Raw genomic sequence first — 18,318 nt, 5'->3', positions numbered from 1 at the left:
AGCTTCGGAGAAAGTCATCTGATCCATGGATAGTATTCCTGATGAGTGAAGTTGGCCGTATTATGACTGATTTGGGGAGTTATTCAGAGCCTCCCTAGGTGAGTTTCTGGAAACCCAAAGGTAAAACTTAGTTGGCTCAATGCCCGGCACAGCCTCGTGGGAAAGATCACTGTCCAATGTATACTGGCCAATAGCAACGGCACCAAAGATGGGTTCAATAATGCTCAGGAAAATATCACAACGGCCACTGAGAACTTCGGAGAATGTTGCCTGTGCACTGTCCGTACCCATATCGATTTCATCCTTGACGCCGGCTTTTAAATACATTTCGTAGTTGTAACCCCTTATACCGCATAACTTATATTGGTTGAGGTCGCCGGCTCCAGAAAGCTTCACCCCCTGGGGGAACTTGGCTTTAGAGAAGAATACGCCAGGAGTTGTCGAATAGATTGGTAGGCTTCGGTGGTAGTTGACCATACGTTCAGGGTTAGATCCGGCGTTACTCAACATTTCATAGCGAGTTCCGCTTTTCACCTCATTCAGGCACCGATTCCAGGGAATCAGCTCAACGGAATAATCGAGGCCGGCAATAGAAAATATACGGTCCATCAGGTCCTTGGTGGCACCTGTTAACTGGTCCTTGTTGACCTGGTTGTTTTCCCGTTCGTAGTAGATGTAGGGAGGCCATTCTGCACCGTCGTCACAGACTTTAACCGGGTTGGCTGCAGCAGGGTTAATGAGAAGTATGGAAAGAAATTGAATCCCTATGATGATTAGTCCCTTGTTTAAAATCCTCAGCATAACGATACCTTTTGTGATGGATTTAAGGTACTATTGATCGGAACCTTCTAGATCTTAGGTATAGCAAATATTGATCAAATATCAATCAGCCTTTTGTGCCCGAAAGTCAGGTGAGAGAGAAACTGATAAGCAAAAGCAGGGACAATCACGCTCCGTAGATGATGGGTAAATGACCAAAACAGCGCTATGCCTGATAAGTTGTTTAGAAAGTTCAGCCGCAGGTGTTTAGCAGGCTGAAATTATTTGTTTTTGTCCGTAAATTTCGTTCAGTAGATAACGTTGTTGAAGTATAAACCTGTCTTATCGAGTCGGGAAGTTAGGCAGCAGTCTCTAGCCCAGTTGCCAGAACACATCAGCAGACCCTCTACACGCATTGCCGGAAATTGAAAAATCGTCGAAGCAATGGTTGTCGTTGCTCATTTCATGAAGTTATTGGATTGAAGACAGGAATCACGATGGAAAAACTCAAAAGAGTCTCCCCAATTCTGCCTATCATTATGTTCAGCGCCGTTGCTGGAGCAACTGCGCCGGTTGCCGTGGATGACAATGTCGCAACTGATGAAGATACTGCCGTCATTATTGATCTGGTCGCCAATGATACAGACGTGGAAAACGACGATATATTTGTTGATTCCGTATCAAATGCCGGTAACGGTACCGTGACCTGGGACGGTGAGTCGTCCACAGTGACCTACGAACCTGATGTGGGCTTTAGTGGAACGGATACGTTTACCTATACGATTTTCTCCGTTGACAGTTTTACTGAAGCAAGAGAGACCGATACTGCGACAGTGACTGTGACCGTAAATGCCCTGGTGGATGAGACTCCAGTGGAAGAAGAGACTGACCTGGAAACAGAAGTTACTGGTACGACCAATAAGACTGTTGCCTCCAACCTGGATAATGCCTGTAACGAACTGGCTTTAGGTGGTTCTTCAAACAGTCTGAATGACCGCTGTAATGCTCTGGCGGAAATAGCAGACAGCTCTCCGGAGCAGATCAATGACATTATGACCATGATAGCGCCGGAGGAAATGCTGGCGTTGAAAAGGGTAACCTCTGAGTCCACACGTATGCAGATGGACAAGATTGGCCAGCGTATGCAGCAGCGTAAAGCGGGTGGATCAGCCGTTGCCTTTTCCCTGAATGGATATGAATTGCCTTTTAATGGTGGAGCAGCCGGCGACAGCACGTTTCCGGAATATGGCGTGTTTGCCAGTGCCCACTATTCCGATGTAGAGCGCGATGCCACCTCCCTGGAGGCGGGATACGAGTATACCGCCACTGGTGTCACCATGGGGGTGGATCGCCGCTTTACGCCAGCGTTGGTAGCAGGGATTGCCGTCGGCTGGACCAAACATGATCTGGATTACCTGGATGCTGCTGGTTCTGCCAACTCTGACCTATATTCGGTCACCCTGTTTTCCACCACCAACTGGCGTGGTCTGAACCTGGATGTCCAGGTAGGAACCGAACGTGGTTCCTTTGATACACAGCGTAATATCCGCTACCAGGAATCCGGTGGAACCTTTAACGCCAATATCAACGGAAACACCGATGCAACCCAGTATTTTACCAGTCTGCAGGCGGATTATCCGATCTCAATTGATGCACTGAGCCTGACGCCTTATGTGCGTGCAGACTACGTCAGTATGGATATCGATGCTTTTGAAGAAACCGGAGGGCAGGGTTATGAACTGGCTGTGGATAAACAGACCCTTAAGCAGTACACGTTTAAAGTAGGTCTTGATGCTTCCTATGCAATCAGTCGTGACTGGGGGGTACTGGTGCCCTATGCCGGTGTGAGTGCAGTCAATGAGACAAGTAACAATTACGGATCTGTTTCCTTTGTCTTCATTGAGGATCCGACACAACAGACTTTTGATCTGGGATCTGAAGGTGAGGAAAACCTCTTTTATCAGGTAAGAGTCGGGAGCTCTGCAGTGCTCGCACAAGGCTGGTCACTGTTTGGTGATTATAGCCAGATACTGGGATATGAAAATACCACTGCTTACCAGATCAACCTGGGGGTTCGCTACGAGCTGTAACTGACATCCCTGTCACTCAGGATAGGTCTAAGGCCTTTAATGCGAGCTCAGTAAAACTAGTGAGTCCAGATAAAGCGTGGATCAGTGCCGTGATAGGGAGAATCGGGTTGCATGGAGGCACTGATCTGACCTTTTTTGGCATTGACCATCAACTGGGAAAACTGCTCTTTTCCCAGGTGCATCACATTTTGATGGTCCCCACATTCCAGATAAATATCCGGATGTGACAGAAGTTCCTCATCAAGATAGGTTTCCATTCGGTATGCGGGGCCTATGGCCGGTATCGCACCTGGTTCGCAATCGTCGAAGATATCAAACAACAGACTCTCTGACGCGAGGTGAAGTCCTCGTTGGGTCAGTTTTTCCAGTGCTCTGACCTTTAACTTGTGATTGGAAGGAATCACTGCCATCAGACAATGGCCATCGTGATCCTGGAGAATAATGGCTTTGGCCATGTTGGCCAACGGAATTTGTGCAGAAATAGCTGTCTGTATTGCTCCTTCACTGTATGGATGGTGGACAATGTCATAACGGATATTAAGTTCATTCAGAAAGGTGCGGACGTGGTAGGCAATAGTCATGATGTTCACCTCCGGGCTCTGGTATCAACCCTTGAACTGCCAAAGCAGGGTTAAGTCTATGGCTCTATTATTATAGCCATCCAGCCAGGAGTTGATGATACTTTCCGGGCATAAGCGTGCATCCAATATGGGTGGGTGGAGCATATAAACGATTTGTTTTTGAAGTTGGAGTACGAGAGATCAGACGATGGAATGGTTTATTGGCATTGTTGCAGTACTTGTCCTGATGGCCGTTGTGCAGATGTTGCGCCGCAGACATCGGGCGCTAAGGCTGGATCGATTTCAATTCCCGGAAGTGCTGTCCCGCAAAGTCAGACAAAAATATCCACATCTTACTGAAGACCAGAGTCATCAGGTCATAGAAGGATTGAGAGAGTATTTTCATCTTTGCAACCAGTCTGGAAGGCGCATGGTGAGTATGCCTTCTCAAGCAGTGGATGTGGCTTGGCATGAATTCATACTTTTTACCCGGGCTTATGAGACGTTTTGTCGTCGCTATTTGGGCCGGTTTCTACACCACACTCCTGCTGAGGCCATGACCTCTCCAATTCTGGCCCAGGAAGGAATTAAGCGGACCTGGCGGCTTTCCTGTGCCAGGGAGAAAATTGACCGCAGGTCGCCCTCCAGACTTCCGTTGCTGTTTGCTATCGATTCTGAGCTCGCTATCGCTGACGGATTTAAATACGAACTCAATTGCAGCCAACCCGGCAGTAGCGGGTATTGTGCTGGCCATATCGGCTGTTCTTCCGGCTGTGGAGGAGATAGCAGCTGCGGTGGTGACAGTGGCTGCGGAGGTGGTTGTGGGGGAGATTAAACTGCGAAATATGAATCAAACCGGCTAATTTCTTTCCGATCCGGCAAAGCTTTTCTACACTAATTGGAACATCTATACAGCATTATTCTGACAATAATCTCGATTCGTCATTGTTATCAGTACCAGCCTGGTAAGTCGTCGGTGACTCTCTGTAACAACAAGGCGGACTAAAAATGATGCAACAAACCTCATGCTCCCCAAGGAAGTTTCGGGATTCCTTTCTGCTGGCAGCTGTTTTATTGGTTGCCTTCTCATTCATGATATCGCCGGAAACTCTGGCGGCTACCGGTGTGCCGGACAAATATACGATTGATTCAACTGAAGGCTCGGAAACGATTGTGGTGACGGCCAATGACCGTCTTGAGGTTTCGACCCAGGAGGCGATCGACTATGTCAGTATTGTGTCCGTTAGTAGTTTGTCTGATTCCAGTGCCGGTACTGTACAGGCAGATCCGGATGATTCATTCTCTATCAATGTAAATCCTAGTGCGGGATATTCCGGAGTCGTGACTTTTACCTACAGGGTCCGGGATATCAGGGGAACCAGTGACGACACCACTGTGACGTTGAATATTGTCTCCAGTACATCGACCCTCGAAGCGGTGGATGACACTTATGTGACCGGTGGCGACGCCATCAGTCTGTTTCCGGCGGAGAATGACATTCGTCCCAGTTCCGGGGTCAATATTGAAATTCTTTCCCAACCGGACTCGGGGACGCTGTCTGAAGCGGGTGTGACAGGACTGTATACCTATACCCCGCCAGCGGATATTAGCGGTGGGGGGACTACTAGTTTTGACTACCGTCTGGTACAGGATGGCGGCTCTACGAGCGGTTCCGCAACCGTCACGATTCAGCTGGAACCATCACTTGATCCCATCGGTAATGGAGGTGATGACAGCGCACAAGACAGTCTGGCCGGAGTTCTCCAGTCGGCCTGTGATGCAAATGATAATGCCAGTTTCGGATCCACAAATTCGGAACTCAGTCAGACTTGCAGTATTTTGAGAGGGCTTAGCGGATCAGAGCTGGACGCTGCACTTGAAGAAATCCTGTTGCGTCAGATTGGAGCGCAGGCCAACTCAATGAAAGGAATTGCTGCCGGCCAGATCAAAACTATCGGGGCTCGCCTGCAGGAATTGCGAACAGGCATTCCCGGTGTCAGTCTGTCTGGATTACAGGCTCAGATTAATGGCGAAAATGTCCATCTTGGTGACCTGGTAAACGGTTATCTACAGGGAGGCAGTGCAGGTGAGGAGGGAAGCCCCGGAAGACTGGGAGGCTTTATCACAGGAACCCTGAGCTACGGCGACGGTGAGTCTCGCAATCGAGAAAACAGCTTTGATGTGGATGGGCAGGAGATACTGGCCGGGGTCGATTATCGGTTTACCAATAAATTGGTCATGGGTACTGCCCTGGGTTACAACACTTCTGAAACCAAGGAAGATGGCGGTGGGACCGAGTTGGATGTTGATGGTTGGAACCTGTCGTTTTATGGAAACTATTACCCAAATCAGAATTGGTATATCGACTGGTTACTGGGCTATGGACAGTCGTCCATCGATACCCGTCGTACCATCAGCTTTGGCGGCATTTCTACGAATGCCAGTGGTGACACCGATGGCGATAGTCTGAGTGGTGCGCTTGGTACCGGTTATACCCATGCCTACCAGTCCTGGACTTTTGATGCATATACCAACTTTGAGTATCGCTCAGGAACTGTCGATGGTTATCGGGAAAGTAATGATGCCGGACTCGATCTGAATATCTATGAAACCTCAACAGATACGTTTACGGGAAGATTTGGTGGTCGTGCCAGCAACGCGATCAGTCTGGATTTTGGTGTATTGATACCCCAGTTTGAGCTGGAACTGGTCAAGGATTTCAAGAATGAGGCGCCCATTATCGAAGCCGAATTGGCGCTCTTGCCTCAAGCAGGGACATTTACGCTGATCAACGAAGAACCTGATGACACCTATGTGAATGCAGGGTTGTCCGTGACTGGCGTATTCAAAAACGGTACTTCCGGTTTTGTTCGCTATGGCACCATGCTGTCGAAGGATGATGTTTCCTTTGATACCTGGCAACTTGGTGCCAGGATGGAGTTTGGCGGGCCTTCCCAGGAACTTAATCTGTTCCAGACCATGGAAAATCAAGGGGTAGGAGCAGGGGCATTTGTTGGGACCACCGGTGTAGGTGTGGCACTTACCTTTCCTCTCAGGAATGAGCGGTTGAATTTCCGGACGTTGGCTTCTGTGCTGCCCTATGACACCGATAAAAAGCTTGATGACGTAGAGTACGATATCGACCTTGATCTGATGTCACTTGGATTTCTGCTGGATTGGCATCCTATGGATGGTGGATTCCGGGTCAGTGGCGGTTTCTTTTCCTTACAGCATGATATCAGCGGCTCGGCAAAACCGACGGAGGACGTTGAGATTGGTAACTCGACATTTACCCCCGAGGAAGTAGGCACTTTGAATGCTGAGCTGGACTACAGCCGCAGCTTTGCTCCATACGTGGGCATCGGCTGGGGGAACGCGGTCAAGCCTGATTCAACTTGGTCGTTCAGTGCCGATTTGGGGGTAATGTTCACGGACAACCCTACCGTATCTTTAGATGCGGATAGTCCTGTTGCTGATTCAAATCCTGCATTGAGAGCCCAACTGGATTCAGAAATAGCGGTGGAAGAGGAACGTATCAATCGGGAAGACCTTGAGGATATCAAATACTGGCCGGTGTTAAGTGTCGGAGTGGCATACCATTTCTGATTCGTTGTCTGCCAAATAAGTCCGGTAGCCTGATATCTCTACATAGTCCTCTGTTAGAGATATAGAGTTGTAAAGGTATAGAGGTATCAGGTCGCCGGTTATCCTGCTTCATTAGAGATTATCTACCAGTTCCCGGTTGGTTTTATGCTCTCGCCTGATCAACAGGAGGCCACTGAATACGATTAAGCACCCGCCAACAGCGGCGGTTACAGCCGGCCATTCATTCCATATCAACAAACCCAGCAGTATTCCCCATACCAGTTGGGAATACTGCATGCTGCTGACTGTACTTGGCGAACCGGAGTGAAATGCGGACAGTACAAAGGCCGTTGCCAATGCGTAGCATAGCCCGCCACCCGCGCTAATCAGGTACGCCTCCAGGGTAAAACCCGCCAGTGACCAGCCGGGCCATAATCCTGTGACCAGGACCATGAATGCCATGCCGTAAAATGCAAACGCGAGGGGATGTTCCCGCTCCTTGTGTTTGACGACCATGAGAAAAGTGAAGGCTTCAATGATGGCACTGGCCAGTGCCGCCAGAAGCGCAATCTGGAAACTGCCGAATACCGGCGACAGTACAACACATACACCGGCAAACCCGAGTATTGCCAAGCTCAGACGGTGAAGGTCAAATGCTTCGTAACGAAGTATCATGGCCAGGGCGGCGGTAAACAAAGGCATGGTCAGAATAAGCGTGTAAGCCTCAGCAAGCGGAACCTGGCCATAGCTGTAAAATGCCAGGGCATCGATCAGTAAAAGCAGAAATGCTCTTCTCAGATGAAGTGCCGGTTGGCTTGTTAGAAGTACTTTGGGACGCGGAAGAATCCAGAATGTCAGCCCAATGAGTGCGAAAAGGCCATTGAAAAAAATGACTTGAGCCAGGGAGTAATCCTGCAATAGCCATTTGATGGAAAGGTCCATGAGAGTAAAACTGAAAAAACCGGCCAAGGCCAGTATTACCGCACGCATAGTTGGTTTCCGTTCATAAGTTATAAAGGACCGTTCTTCTCGATTCTGACGCTAGTGGTTAGGTCTTGGGAAAACAGGTTGACGTGATTATATTGCTGAAAGCATCATCATTTGTGAAACGAGTTTATTTCGTTTAATAAATAAAATTATTTTATGAATTTACCTCATCATCTGTTCAGCCATTTACCATTTCTGGCAGCAGTGGCACGTTGCCGGAGTTTCACGCATGCTGCAGAAAGGCTTCATGTATCTCAGGCTGCTGTCAGCTATCAGATTCGGCAACTGGAACAGAAGCTCAATCTGTTGCTGGTGGTTCGTCAGTCAGGTAGTCGCATTTACCTCACTGCAGCGGGACAAGCGCTGGTGGATGAATACCTGGAGTGTGAAAAAAGGCTGCTGCTGACGCTGGAAAGTCTTGGCAGTGAAGAACTCAAGGGAACATTGAACATGACCGTTCCTGTGGATTTTGGCAGTGTCGTTATGCCAGCAGTGATGGCTCGTCTGGGGGAAACGGCCCCTCTACTGAGGATCAATTTGCATGTCAGTGATGATGTGGTGGATTTGGTATCCAATCAGTTTGATCTGGCCATTCGCAGTCAGGCGGGTCCGCAGGGGGTCGGTCACCGACGATTGTTGAGGTCACGGAAGCAGCTTGTTGCAAGTCAATCATATCTGGATCAGTTTGGCGTCCCCGCCACGATAGAAGAACTGACCAATCATCGAATACTGGTCAGGGGAAGACACACATCGTTCAGCTGGCAGCAACTGTTGGGTCAGTCAAAGCTGACCCTGGAGGATATTGAGCATAAGACCAGTTTGGGAAATACTTTTGCTCTGGCGGAAGGAGTGAGGCAGGGATTGGGTTTGGCAATACTCCCGGAATTTGTTCTGATTCCAGAGCTTCAGGATGGTGTGGTAATGCCTGTTTTGGAAGAACGCTATCATGCGTTAATGACGGATTTTTATTTGGTACATGTGTCTGCTCCGCAAATCAGCCGCTTCGCCGATATTATTTCCGATACCCTCCAGGAAGTGACTCATGCCCCGCGATTCAGAGATTGCTTTGAATCAGTAAAGTCATAAACGGGTGAAGCTACGTTGAGGTATGGCTTAAAAAATAGTGTTGCCTGGTCATCAGGGACAGGTTGGGAGTTGTGGGCAAATTGCTGAAGTGATGTTTCTTTCAGAGAGTATGGAATGCACATCCTGAGAAGTCGTCTGGAACTGTTCTGAAGTCTCGTTATTCTCTTTAGCTCTGTTGGCCAGGTTCAACGTACAGGAAACCGCGGCCAATGCCTGATTGCAACCCATGCTGGCTAACGCATAGGAAAGATTGTTCCAGCCTCTGGTGTAATCCGGATGCTGTTTTACCAGATCAATAAATGCAGCAGCAGCCTGATCATATTCCTTCTGCTGGTATGCCAGATTACCGAGGCCGAATCTCACCAGTGCGCTATCCGGCCAACGTGTGACAGCAGCATGATAGCCTTTGTTGGCCGCTGTAAGCTGTCCTGTTTTTACCAGATCCTGCAGGCTCTTTACATATTCAAGCGCACTGGCCGTAGCAGGTAATTGTGTTGGGGACAGCACGGTGACAGCCCAGGGAGACGAATAACGCCAGCTTCGCTCAAACGTACCCAAGTTCATACGGACATACGCATCCGTGCCTGAGTGCAACCATATTTCAGCCTCGTTCAGGTCGTAACCCACAATAACAGCGTAGTGCCAGACTGGTGCCCAGGATAGACCCAGATTTTGTAGAACCAGTACCGGATGCCCTTGTGCAACTTCGAGCAAGATGTTCTTTATATCCGGTCTCAAAGGATACACTGCGCGCCCAAAGCTGCGTGCGGTTGCCGTCATTTCAAGCTGGAAGCTTCCTTTTCTTCCCGGTACGTAAACGCGATTGGTCAGGGAATCAGGCTGAATGCTGATACCACTATGATTCAGCATCATGGCCAATGCGGCGGGGCCACACTGATATTCGGCCTGAGGAAAAAACGGTATATCTGTAATTTCGTGGGTTGTTGGCAGGTCTGAAGGTGGGCTACTCAAAAGGGCACGGGATTGCGGATATAAAGCACACCCGGAAACCCACAACATTGTGAGTATTGACACAAGCCGCAGAATTCCGGGGTAACGCATCGGGTTATTAACAGGATATCGGCTAGTTAATGGGTTTGATTACTGGAAAGATGTTGGTGGTTCCCAGCAGGTCCAGCACTATCAATATGACAAAAATCAGAACTACGAGACCTAAAACACCTGCACCTGCCGGCATTTCGTCAATCTGTTGGTTAAATTCGGCCAGTTCCTCCGATGTCATGTTGTTAACCCGGTCTTCTACATCTTCTGGGGCCACACCCATGGATAACAGAATATCCCGTGCTTCGTCTGACTGTGTTAACTGGAGTAGCTGATCTCTGTCATATTGGTGCTGTGCACTTTGGATTTCGGATTCGGTACTGATCATGGCGGCCCGGACGACGGACGTCTGTAAACCCAGCAACATAATGAATATGGCCAGAACCACTGAAACTGGACGTTTCAATCTGTGAGTAAATTCCATGATAGTTACCTCTTTATAAATGACATTTTAAGATTTGTGTTCGCTCCATGATCAGGAATCTGTTGACGTTTCATATGAGACGTCAACAGACTCCTTGGGTGTCTCTCCGCTTCAGCAATACCGTTGAAGCCTATTTTGACCGGTGCGATTCAGGGAGACATAACTCCCTGATAAAGCCTAGCAGAAAACTGAGGTAAAGAAGGCTGCTTAGCTTTCAGTATTTTCAGTTTCTGGTGTGGTTGACAGGCCTACACTGTTGTTATCTTCCGGGATGACAACTTCAACGCGACGATTTACCTGGCGCCCTTGCTCAGTATCATTGTCAGCCGCAGGAGCGGTTTCACCATGAGCCACTTCAGAGATATCGATAGGGTGATCTACCATGCTTTTCAGAGCTTCAGAAGCGGCATAAGCACGTTTTGCAGAAAGGTCACGGTTGTAGGATTCTGTTCCGACCGCATCCGCATGGCCATGGATTTCAACGCGATTAATCATGAGGTCGTTCAGGTAGTCAGCCCAGGCTTGCAGATCCGCTTTCTCGGCTGGTGTCAGCTCAGCGGAATCAAAAGCGAACTCAATATTGGCGTTAGGTGCAGGTGGTGGAGTGAATACTTCCGCCTCTTCTACAACAGGTTCCGGTTCAACTGGTGCTGTTACGACTGGCTCTGGGGTTTGCTCAACCGGAACTGGCTCTGGATTCTGGTTGGATGCACAGGCGGAAACCAGAATGACGGAAGCCAGCACTGCGACGTTACGTGTCAAAGTTAACATGATTATTTCTCCTTGGAGTTCACTGTTTTGTTCGTTTTTAGTGTTTATGAAGGGCTAGCTGGATGATGCGTTAAGCTGAACCCGGTTATTGACTTCTCTGACGTTTTTAGTGTTCTCAGCGATGTAGTAGGCAAGATCCCTTTCCGCTTCCGAAGCAACCTCACCGACCAACTCCACGACACCCTTGTCGGTGGTGACGCTGATATCCAGTGGGTTCAGATGTGGACTTGCCAGATAACGTGCTTTAATCGTTGCGGTGATCATGGCGTCATTCACTTGATGCCCCGCCTCTGAATCTATTGATCCGGCACTTTCCGTTTCTTCATCAGGGGACACTGTCAGTTGGTTATCTACTTCTTCTATACCGGAAACGGACAGAGCTACTTCTTGCGCCAGCTGCTTTTCTATTTCGCTTGATACCGTTCCACTCAATGTGGCTTTGCCCCCATCCACGACAACCTCAATCTCCATGGCTGACAGGGACTCGGACATTAGATAGCGGGTTTCAATCACGCCTTCCCGCCAACCCTCAACGAAATGATCCTCAATATTGTCGTCATCGCTATTGGCTGAAGCTGTTAAATCGGCCTGCTCCATTGACGCCTGGTTGTTTTGACTCCCGTCGTCTGCACGGGTTGGCCAGGCAATGCTGGTCGTAGCAATTAAAATCGTTGTCAGGACCCAGTTAAAATGGCGATTTCTATTGGCAGCTTTCATAGTAATCCTCCGTATCCATAACCTAATTCGTTATTGGCATTCGTAATGCGCCTAACGAAAACCTTCCAGCTGCCTGTTGCCTGGCATAACGTCATGCTGCTTTTTCCCAATTTGGATTGGGCTGCGGCTGATTCCCGGTCTTTTCGCTGAGCGGGTCGCAATCAGTGCAAGAGCGAACAAGGACAGTATTGTGAGCAGGAAGCTGAGAGTCGGTTTCATAAGGGTTCTCCCGTTTTTAACGAAGACATATCCATAATTCATTGAGTGTTTCGTGCTTCGCTGAAGTAATAGCTATCAATTCTTGTGCCAATTAGATTAAGTTGTTAATAAACAATGATTTATATCAATTTCGTGATTTCTGTCTGATCGTTCTGTCTGGTAGTTTGTTGCAACTATGCAACAGGGTGAAAAATGCTCAATTTTAAATTTCTTTAATAATCATGACGTTATGGTGTTGCAAAAATGAAACCATGGTAGAGAGAACCCGAAATGGGTAAGGTGAAGAACGTTTTTTAACAGTTAATGAATCATCAGGTTTTCAATGAAGTCCGTTCTTAACTCTATGCCCCTTGCCCGCCAGTGGGCTTTGGGAACTTTGCTGGCCAGCTTGCCACTGATCGCGGCAGTGGCTTATGCGATATGGTCAATGGAGCAACATAACCGTAAGCAACAGGAGCTTGTGGAAACAGCGGTTGTGGTGAATCGTCAATTGGTAGGATTACAAGACCAAGTCAAAGAATTGGAACGATCTGCCAGGCAGTATGCGGTTCTGCGGGACGAGCGGTTTGGTACGATCTACCAGGAAAAATATGACAGCCTGAGCCAACTGGTTCTGACGTTTAAAAGCGCTGCAGCCTCCGCTCAACTGGAGCAGAGTCTGGACCGGTTATTACGATTGTTGCGTGCTGCCACATTGGAGCCTTTAACCAATGAACCGTCTCAGGCAAAGGCTTTAGGTCAGTTGACGGAGACCTTTAACCAGGCCACCGATATTTTATCCAGAATCAGTGACCTGACTCATACACTGGTCAGTGAGGGGCTGCAAAAACAGAAAGATGCGTTTGAAAACACGCAGTGGTATCTGGCTTTCCTCGGATTTATGGCTCTTCCTGCGTCGATTGGATTTCAATTCTGGTGGACCTATATGGTGGCAAAACCCATGAATCGCCTATCCACCATCATTGGTTTGATCGGTCGTGGTGATTTGGAGCAGTCTACGGCACTGGAAGGTCCTCAGGAGTTAAAAGTGCTTGGGGAGAGATTGAACTGGCTACGGGTAACCCTGAAAACCATTGAAAATCAGAAAAATACTTTTCTTCGCCATGTCACCCATGAGCTGAAGACTCCATTGGCTGCGATGTTTGAAGCCAGCGCTCTGTTGCAGGAGGAAGTGCCCGGACCTCTAACGGCGGAACAACGCAGTGTGGTCGCGATCTTGTCGGATAATGCCGCCCGCCTTCAGGAAATGATCCATCAATTACTGAATTTCAACAGTGTCAGACTGGCCGCAGGAAGTAACGCTGAAATAGTCGCCCTGCGACCTATGTTGCAGCAGGTCAGGGAAAACTATGACAGCCTGATCAGATCCAGGCAGTTGGAAGTCACTCTGGAAGGTGGGGATATGGATGTGGAGTCAGACACCATGCTATTGCAGATGGTGGCTGCCAACCTGTTGAGCAATGCCCTGCATTTTTCACCTACCGGAAGCCGGGTCGTTGTTAGTTGGGGATCGGAGCCGCAGGGCTGGTGGTTTGAAGTGGCCGATCAGGGACCCGGAATTCCGGAGCCTGAACGGGATAAGGTATTTGTTCCTTTCTACCAGGGAACCAATAAGCGTGAAGGCTCTACAAAAGGTAGCGGATTGGGTCTGGCAATTGTCGGCGAATGTGTCAGTCAATTGAGTGGTGTGATTGAAATTCAGGACAACCAACCCAGAGGCACAAGGATAAAGATTACTTTTTAGTAGTAGATAATCCTCAGAGTTTAGTGAAAATGAGCCATTTTGAGGTGTTGAAAATTTAAGCAACTCGATGGATGTATAGTTCTCCCTGCTTTTACATATTTTGCTTAAGGGTGGGGATCAATGCGGAACATAGTTACATGAAAGAAAGATTATTGAATAACCTGCGTAGATACCGGGCTCTCCTGATGGTGACGCTCGCTGCAGGTTTGGTGATGAACATGAGCGCCTGCAGCCTTATCGAAGAACGGGCGGAGATAGAAATCGGTGAGACGCCATTACTGGGCGCAGAGGAAAGTCCTGATAGTGATACCATCCTGAGCCACCGCGAAAGATGGTGTGTCGTAAGCGAGGAGGAACGTCATCAGGCAATGGAAAACTTTGATCAGGAGTCACTCGCGTTTCGTTTTGAGCAGTTACTTATTGCCAGTTGTGAGCCGGAGTTGTATCCCGGCAAGCTCGCCATAGCAGTAAAGAGCCTGCTGCAGTCATCGACGGAAGAGCCTTCTGTCAGGCGCGTGGTTGCCATGATTGCTGAGTTTTCCCAAAGCCAGCAGATTCATTTGAACGAATTGACAAAGCTGCAGAAAAAACTCGACGAAACCATCGAAGCCATCAGTGATATCGAAGAGGGCATCAGTCAACGTAAGGAGGAGGTAAAGCCATGACAGATACTTCACAACACGCTGATATTCTGGTTGTGGACGATGACTCAGGGTTGTTGCAGTTAATGTCCATGAGGTTAAAGGCGCTGGGTTATCAAAGCCGTCAGGTAGGCAGTGGAGAGGAAGCCCTGGTGGAAATTCGCCGTCGACCACCTGCAGTGGTAATTTCCGATCTGCGTATGGAGGAAATGGATGGCCTGGGATTACTGGATCAGATCCAGAAGCAACACCCAGGCTTGCCGGTCATCATGCTGACAGCCCATGGCTCCATCAAAGATGCGGTAGTCGCCACACAGAAAGGCGCATTCGCTTTTCTGACCAAACCCGTTGATCGGGAAGAATTACGTGCCACGCTGGAAAAAGCGGCAGCTTCGCAAAAAGGTGCGGAAACCAGCGTGAATGGACTACCCGGATTTATCACCCGCAGCAGCAAAATGTTCCAGATACTTGAGCAGGCGAGGTTGGTGGCGCAGAGTGACGTCAACGTGATGATTCAGGGCGAGAGCGGAACCGGAAAAGAAGTATTGGCTAACGCCATACATGAATCCAGTGCCCGTCGAAGCCACCCGTTTATAGCTATTAATTGCGGAGCCATACCGGAGGAGCTGCTGGAATCAGAACTGTTTGGACATGTAAAAGGGGCCTTTACCGGTGCCAGCAGAGATCATAAAGGCCTGTTTCTCGCAGCAGAAGGAGGAACGCTGTTCCTGGATGAAATCGGTGATATGCCCCTGCACCTGCAGGTAAAGTTGTTACGGGTATTACAGGAGCGTCAGATCAAACCGGTAGGGTCCACAGAGTATGTTAACGTCAATATACGCATCATATCCGCGACCCATAAAAACCTGTTGGAGATGATCGAAGAGAATAATTTCAGGGAAGATCTTTATTACCGGTTAAATGTGGTTAATTTTGAACTTCCTCCATTACGGGAGCGGCGCGAGGATCTACCTGTTTTGCTGAACCACTTTCTGGATCAGTTGGGGGAGCGCTATAGCCAGACGGCCAAACGTGTGGCACCCGAGGCTCTGGAATACCTGCTCGCCTATCAATGGCCGGGAAATGTTCGCGAACTGATGAACTTCAGCGAAAAATGCCATGCCCTGTCCGCCAGTCAGATTATTTCCCGAGAACTCGTATCTCAGACTTTACCGCAGAAGCAGAAAGTTCAGGATACTCAGGTCAGCCTGTCGGAAGCCAAGCGCAGATTTGAAAAAGACTATGTTGAGCGTTTGCTGAATCAAGCAGGGGGAAGCATTCCGGAAGCGGCGAGATTGGCGGATCGGAATCGTTCGGATTTCTTCAAAATCGTAAAAAAACACGGTATTGATCCAGAGCTTTTCAAAAACAAGTCGGATGTGTCCTGACCTTTTCATATGGCTATGATTTCGGCATGTGGGTATCCCCAGGATTTACCTGCGCAGCCGAAAGCCGCGTCAGGCAGGGCCTGAGAGGTGCATACAGGTGGCTGCCCCAGACGGCGCCACGATTTGGTGTTTTCAGGCAAATTGACTACTTCTGGTAAACTTAGCAGGAAGCTTTTTTGCCTTTCGGACGAATAGGAGATATCAGCATTCCATGATGAAGATCACAACGCCGGCGTTATTGTTTCCGGCTATTTCCCTGTTATTGCTGGCATATACCAACCGTTTTCTGGTTTTGGCGCAATTGATTCGAACCCTTTATCGACAACTGCATGAAACCAAGGAACATCATATGAAGGAGCAAATCCTTCACCTGCGTAAGCGCATACGGTTAATTCGCTGGATGCAGTCCATGGGAGTTCTGGCGTTCATCAGCTGTACGCTGAGTATGGGCGTGTTGCTGCTAGAGTGGGAAATTATTGGTGGTTGGTTGTTGGGAGCCAGTCTGTTGCTGTTGTTTATCTCTTTGGTTATCAGTCTGATTGAAATCCATATTTCAGGAACCGCATTGAGCATACAACTGAATAATCTGGAAGAGTTTTGATATGGCCGCTCTTCAGCTCAGGTTAAGGTTGAATGGATAAGCTGATAACGTATATCAATGGGCTTTCGGAACCGCAAATGGACAGGAACAGAGGTATTTTAACGTGTCAGAGTTATGTCACAGGCTGCTTTCAGGTAAATATGCCATATGGTTGCTGTTTGGGTGGATGTTGACACTGACAGGCATGGTACATGCAGCCGGGGACGCACTTCTGCAACCGGAAACGTTTCGTCCGGTTGATCTCCAGTATCAGGCCAGAAAATTATTTATCACGGCAAATACCAGGGTTCAGCTGTCCAGCACAGATCATACCCAGGCACGTCTGCAGCTCTATCCTGTTGCGGATCAGGTAGCTCTGCTACCTTCCGCAGAGCAAGTGATTCTGACGAAAATTGAAAGCAGTGTACTGGGGAGAAATACTCTCATTCAGACCTGGATGAATCCGGATGGCGGGATACTTCAAATGAGCTCTTTGCGTACCGGTCATAAAGAGCGTTACCGACGTTATCGTTATCTTCCGGATCAGGTCTACTCGATCAAACGTTTTCCTTCCAGTAGCGGAGAATCAAGTCAGAGCTGGGAACAGTGGAGTGATACCGGCGAAGACTTTTATACACTTCCGGACAATCTGCCATCGAACACTCTGATGGAGCCGGAAGGGTTGTTTTATTTCCTCAATGTTGTTGACTGGTCAAAAACGGGAAAAGAACAAAAGCTTTACCTGTTTGATCCTGATGGGATTGTGGAGCTTAACCTGAAATTCCTGGGAACAACGAAGACCGATATAGATTTTGAAGAAAAGTTACCAGATAGTTCAACGCAACGTATCAAAGAGAGTACAACCACTCAGGAGATTCTGATGGAAGCCTCTCCGTGGAAGGGAAAAGGCCAGGCAAAAAACTTCGATTTCCTTGGGTTCAAGGGAACAGTCAGGTTATTTGTTGATCCGGACAGACAAGTGGTCGTCCTGATGCGCGGAGATATTGATGTGGTAGGTGAAGTTGACGTCAGGCTGAAAACACTGGAGTTCCGTTAATAACGTGGCATAAAGATGTGCCAGCGCAACGGCGAACTGGATGAATTGTTGCCAAAAGCCGATGGGAGGTCTCATGAAGTTACTGACAAGCTTTTTCCTGGTGACTGCCATCGTCACGACATCTACTGTTATGACAGGTTGCGCCGGTCCCAAGGTCGTGGTGGATTATCAATCGGGGGCAAGTTTCCAGGGGTTGAACCGATATGCCATGAGCATTGACACGGATGAGTCTCAATCCCTGTCCCTGACGGATGAGCGTGTGAAGCAGGCCGTCATGTTGTTTATGAGGAATAAGGGGTACTCCCTGGTCGAGCCAGCTGATGCAGAAATACTCGCCAGCTGGCATATCAAACAGGATAAGGAAATTCGGCGGGAAGGTATCAGCTATGGTCTGGGATATGGAATTGCCAGCGGCCATACCGGAATTGGTATTTCTTTCCGTACCCAACCACCGGCAACCGAGGTGATACGAGGGCGCCTGGTGCTGGAAATGGTGGATCCAGTGACCTCCAGAGTTATCTGGAGTGCCGAGTCTACAGAGCAACTCAGTGAGGATGAAACTCCTTCCGCCAGAGAGGCAGAAATCCGGCGAATTGTTGGCGACATGTTACAAGAGTTTCCACCATCTTCCTGAGGGGGAGGGAGGTG

Annotated in this window: 18 protein-coding genes; 10 read left to right on the top strand and 8 right to left on the bottom strand. The window is 48.7% G+C overall.

All coding sequences use genetic code 11. The annotated features are described in order from the left end of the window. Positions 1-60: 60 nt before the first annotated feature. Complete coding sequence (locus tag F566_RS0109865; protein ID WP_020406824.1) at positions 61-801, bottom strand: substrate-binding periplasmic protein; 741 nt, start codon at positions 799-801, stop codon at positions 61-63. Positions 802-1,256: 455 nt separating this feature from the next. Here F566_RS0109865 and F566_RS0109860 point away from each other — a divergent pair, with 455 nt between their 5' ends. Further along, positions 1,257-2,849, top strand: a complete 1,593-nt coding sequence (locus F566_RS0109860; protein ID WP_020406823.1) for an autotransporter outer membrane beta-barrel domain-containing protein — start codon at positions 1,257-1,259, stop codon at positions 2,847-2,849. Between the two features lie 56 nt (positions 2,850-2,905). Here F566_RS0109860 and F566_RS0109855 read toward each other — a convergent pair whose 3' ends face one another. Continuing rightward, a complete protein-coding gene (locus F566_RS0109855; RefSeq protein WP_020406822.1) occupies positions 2,906-3,430 on the bottom strand; it encodes an aminoacyl-tRNA deacylase in 525 nt (174 codons plus the stop codon). 187 nt (positions 3,431-3,617) lie between these two features. On the opposite strand from F566_RS0109855, the gene F566_RS0109850 reads away from it, so the two are divergent. After that, complete coding sequence (locus F566_RS0109850; protein ID WP_020406821.1) at positions 3,618-4,244, top strand: glycine-rich domain-containing protein; 627 nt, start codon at positions 3,618-3,620, stop codon at positions 4,242-4,244. 173 nt (positions 4,245-4,417) lie between these two features. Continuing rightward, on the top strand, positions 4,418-7,015 hold the full coding sequence (locus tag F566_RS0109845; protein WP_020406820.1) for an autotransporter domain-containing protein: 2,598 nt from the start codon (positions 4,418-4,420) through the stop codon (positions 7,013-7,015). A 111-nt stretch (positions 7,016-7,126) separates the two neighbouring features. Here F566_RS0109845 and F566_RS0109840 read toward each other — a convergent pair whose 3' ends face one another. Further along, positions 7,127-7,984, bottom strand: coding sequence for a DMT family transporter (locus F566_RS0109840; RefSeq protein ID WP_020406819.1), 858 nt, complete (start codon positions 7,982-7,984; stop codon positions 7,127-7,129). A gap of 153 nt (positions 7,985-8,137) precedes the next feature. Between F566_RS0109840 and F566_RS0109835 the strand changes: the two genes are divergently transcribed. Continuing rightward, a complete protein-coding gene (locus F566_RS0109835) occupies positions 8,138-9,067 on the top strand; it encodes a LysR family transcriptional regulator (RefSeq protein WP_020406818.1) in 930 nt (309 codons plus the stop codon). A gap of 51 nt (positions 9,068-9,118) precedes the next feature. On the opposite strand, the gene F566_RS32475 is transcribed toward F566_RS0109835, so the two are convergent. The 5 genes from F566_RS32475 to F566_RS36870 form a co-directional block, all read right to left on the bottom strand. Next, positions 9,119-10,102, bottom strand: a complete 984-nt coding sequence (locus F566_RS32475; RefSeq protein WP_157496723.1) for a PA2778 family cysteine peptidase — start codon at positions 10,100-10,102, stop codon at positions 9,119-9,121. Between the two features lie 49 nt (positions 10,103-10,151). Further along, positions 10,152-10,553, bottom strand: a complete 402-nt coding sequence (locus tag F566_RS0109825; protein ID WP_020406816.1) for a PA2779 family protein — start codon at positions 10,551-10,553, stop codon at positions 10,152-10,154. A gap of 207 nt (positions 10,554-10,760) precedes the next feature. Then, positions 10,761-11,324 (bottom strand): OmpA family protein, encoded by a 564-nt coding sequence (locus F566_RS32470; RefSeq protein ID WP_020406815.1) that lies wholly within the window; start codon positions 11,322-11,324, stop codon positions 10,761-10,763. Between the two features lie 54 nt (positions 11,325-11,378). Further along, entirely contained in the window at positions 11,379-12,041 is a 663-nt protein-coding gene (locus tag F566_RS32465) for a BON domain-containing protein (RefSeq protein ID WP_020406814.1), read from the bottom strand. Between the two features lie 51 nt (positions 12,042-12,092). Beyond that, entirely contained in the window at positions 12,093-12,260 is a 168-nt protein-coding gene (locus F566_RS36870) for a hypothetical protein (protein ID WP_157496722.1), read from the bottom strand. Between the two features lie 322 nt (positions 12,261-12,582). Between F566_RS36870 and F566_RS0109805 the strand changes: the two genes are divergently transcribed. From F566_RS0109805 to F566_RS0109780, 6 genes are all read left to right on the top strand, one after another. Then, positions 12,583-14,004: a sensor histidine kinase gene (locus tag F566_RS0109805; protein WP_157496721.1), complete on the top strand. Its 1,422-nt coding sequence runs from the start codon at positions 12,583-12,585 to the stop codon at positions 14,002-14,004. Positions 14,005-14,141: 137 nt separating this feature from the next. Next, positions 14,142-14,669 (top strand): hypothetical protein, encoded by a 528-nt coding sequence (locus tag F566_RS0109800; protein WP_020406811.1) that lies wholly within the window; start codon positions 14,142-14,144, stop codon positions 14,667-14,669. Then, entirely contained in the window at positions 14,666-16,033 is a 1,368-nt protein-coding gene (locus tag F566_RS0109795; RefSeq protein ID WP_020406810.1) for a sigma 54-interacting transcriptional regulator, read from the top strand. Before F566_RS0109800 ends, F566_RS0109795 begins: the two co-directional genes overlap by 4 nt. A 211-nt stretch (positions 16,034-16,244) precedes the next feature. Next, entirely contained in the window at positions 16,245-16,634 is a 390-nt protein-coding gene (locus tag F566_RS0109790; protein WP_020406809.1) for a DUF2721 domain-containing protein, read from the top strand. A gap of 103 nt (positions 16,635-16,737) precedes the next feature. Continuing rightward, positions 16,738-17,670 carry a hypothetical protein gene (locus F566_RS0109785; RefSeq protein WP_020406808.1) on the top strand — a complete coding sequence of 311 codons (933 nt, stop codon included), beginning with the start codon at positions 16,738-16,740 and terminating at the stop codon, positions 17,668-17,670. Positions 17,671-17,743: 73 nt separating this feature from the next. Then, on the top strand, positions 17,744-18,304 hold the full coding sequence (locus tag F566_RS0109780) for a DUF4136 domain-containing protein (protein WP_020406807.1): 561 nt from the start codon (positions 17,744-17,746) through the stop codon (positions 18,302-18,304). Positions 18,305-18,318 lie beyond the last annotated feature (14 nt).

Source organism: Hahella ganghwensis DSM 17046 (assembly GCF_000376785.1).
Lineage (GTDB): Bacteria > Pseudomonadota > Gammaproteobacteria > Pseudomonadales > Oleiphilaceae > Hahella > Hahella ganghwensis.
This window is presented reverse-complemented; position numbering and strand designations above follow the sequence as displayed.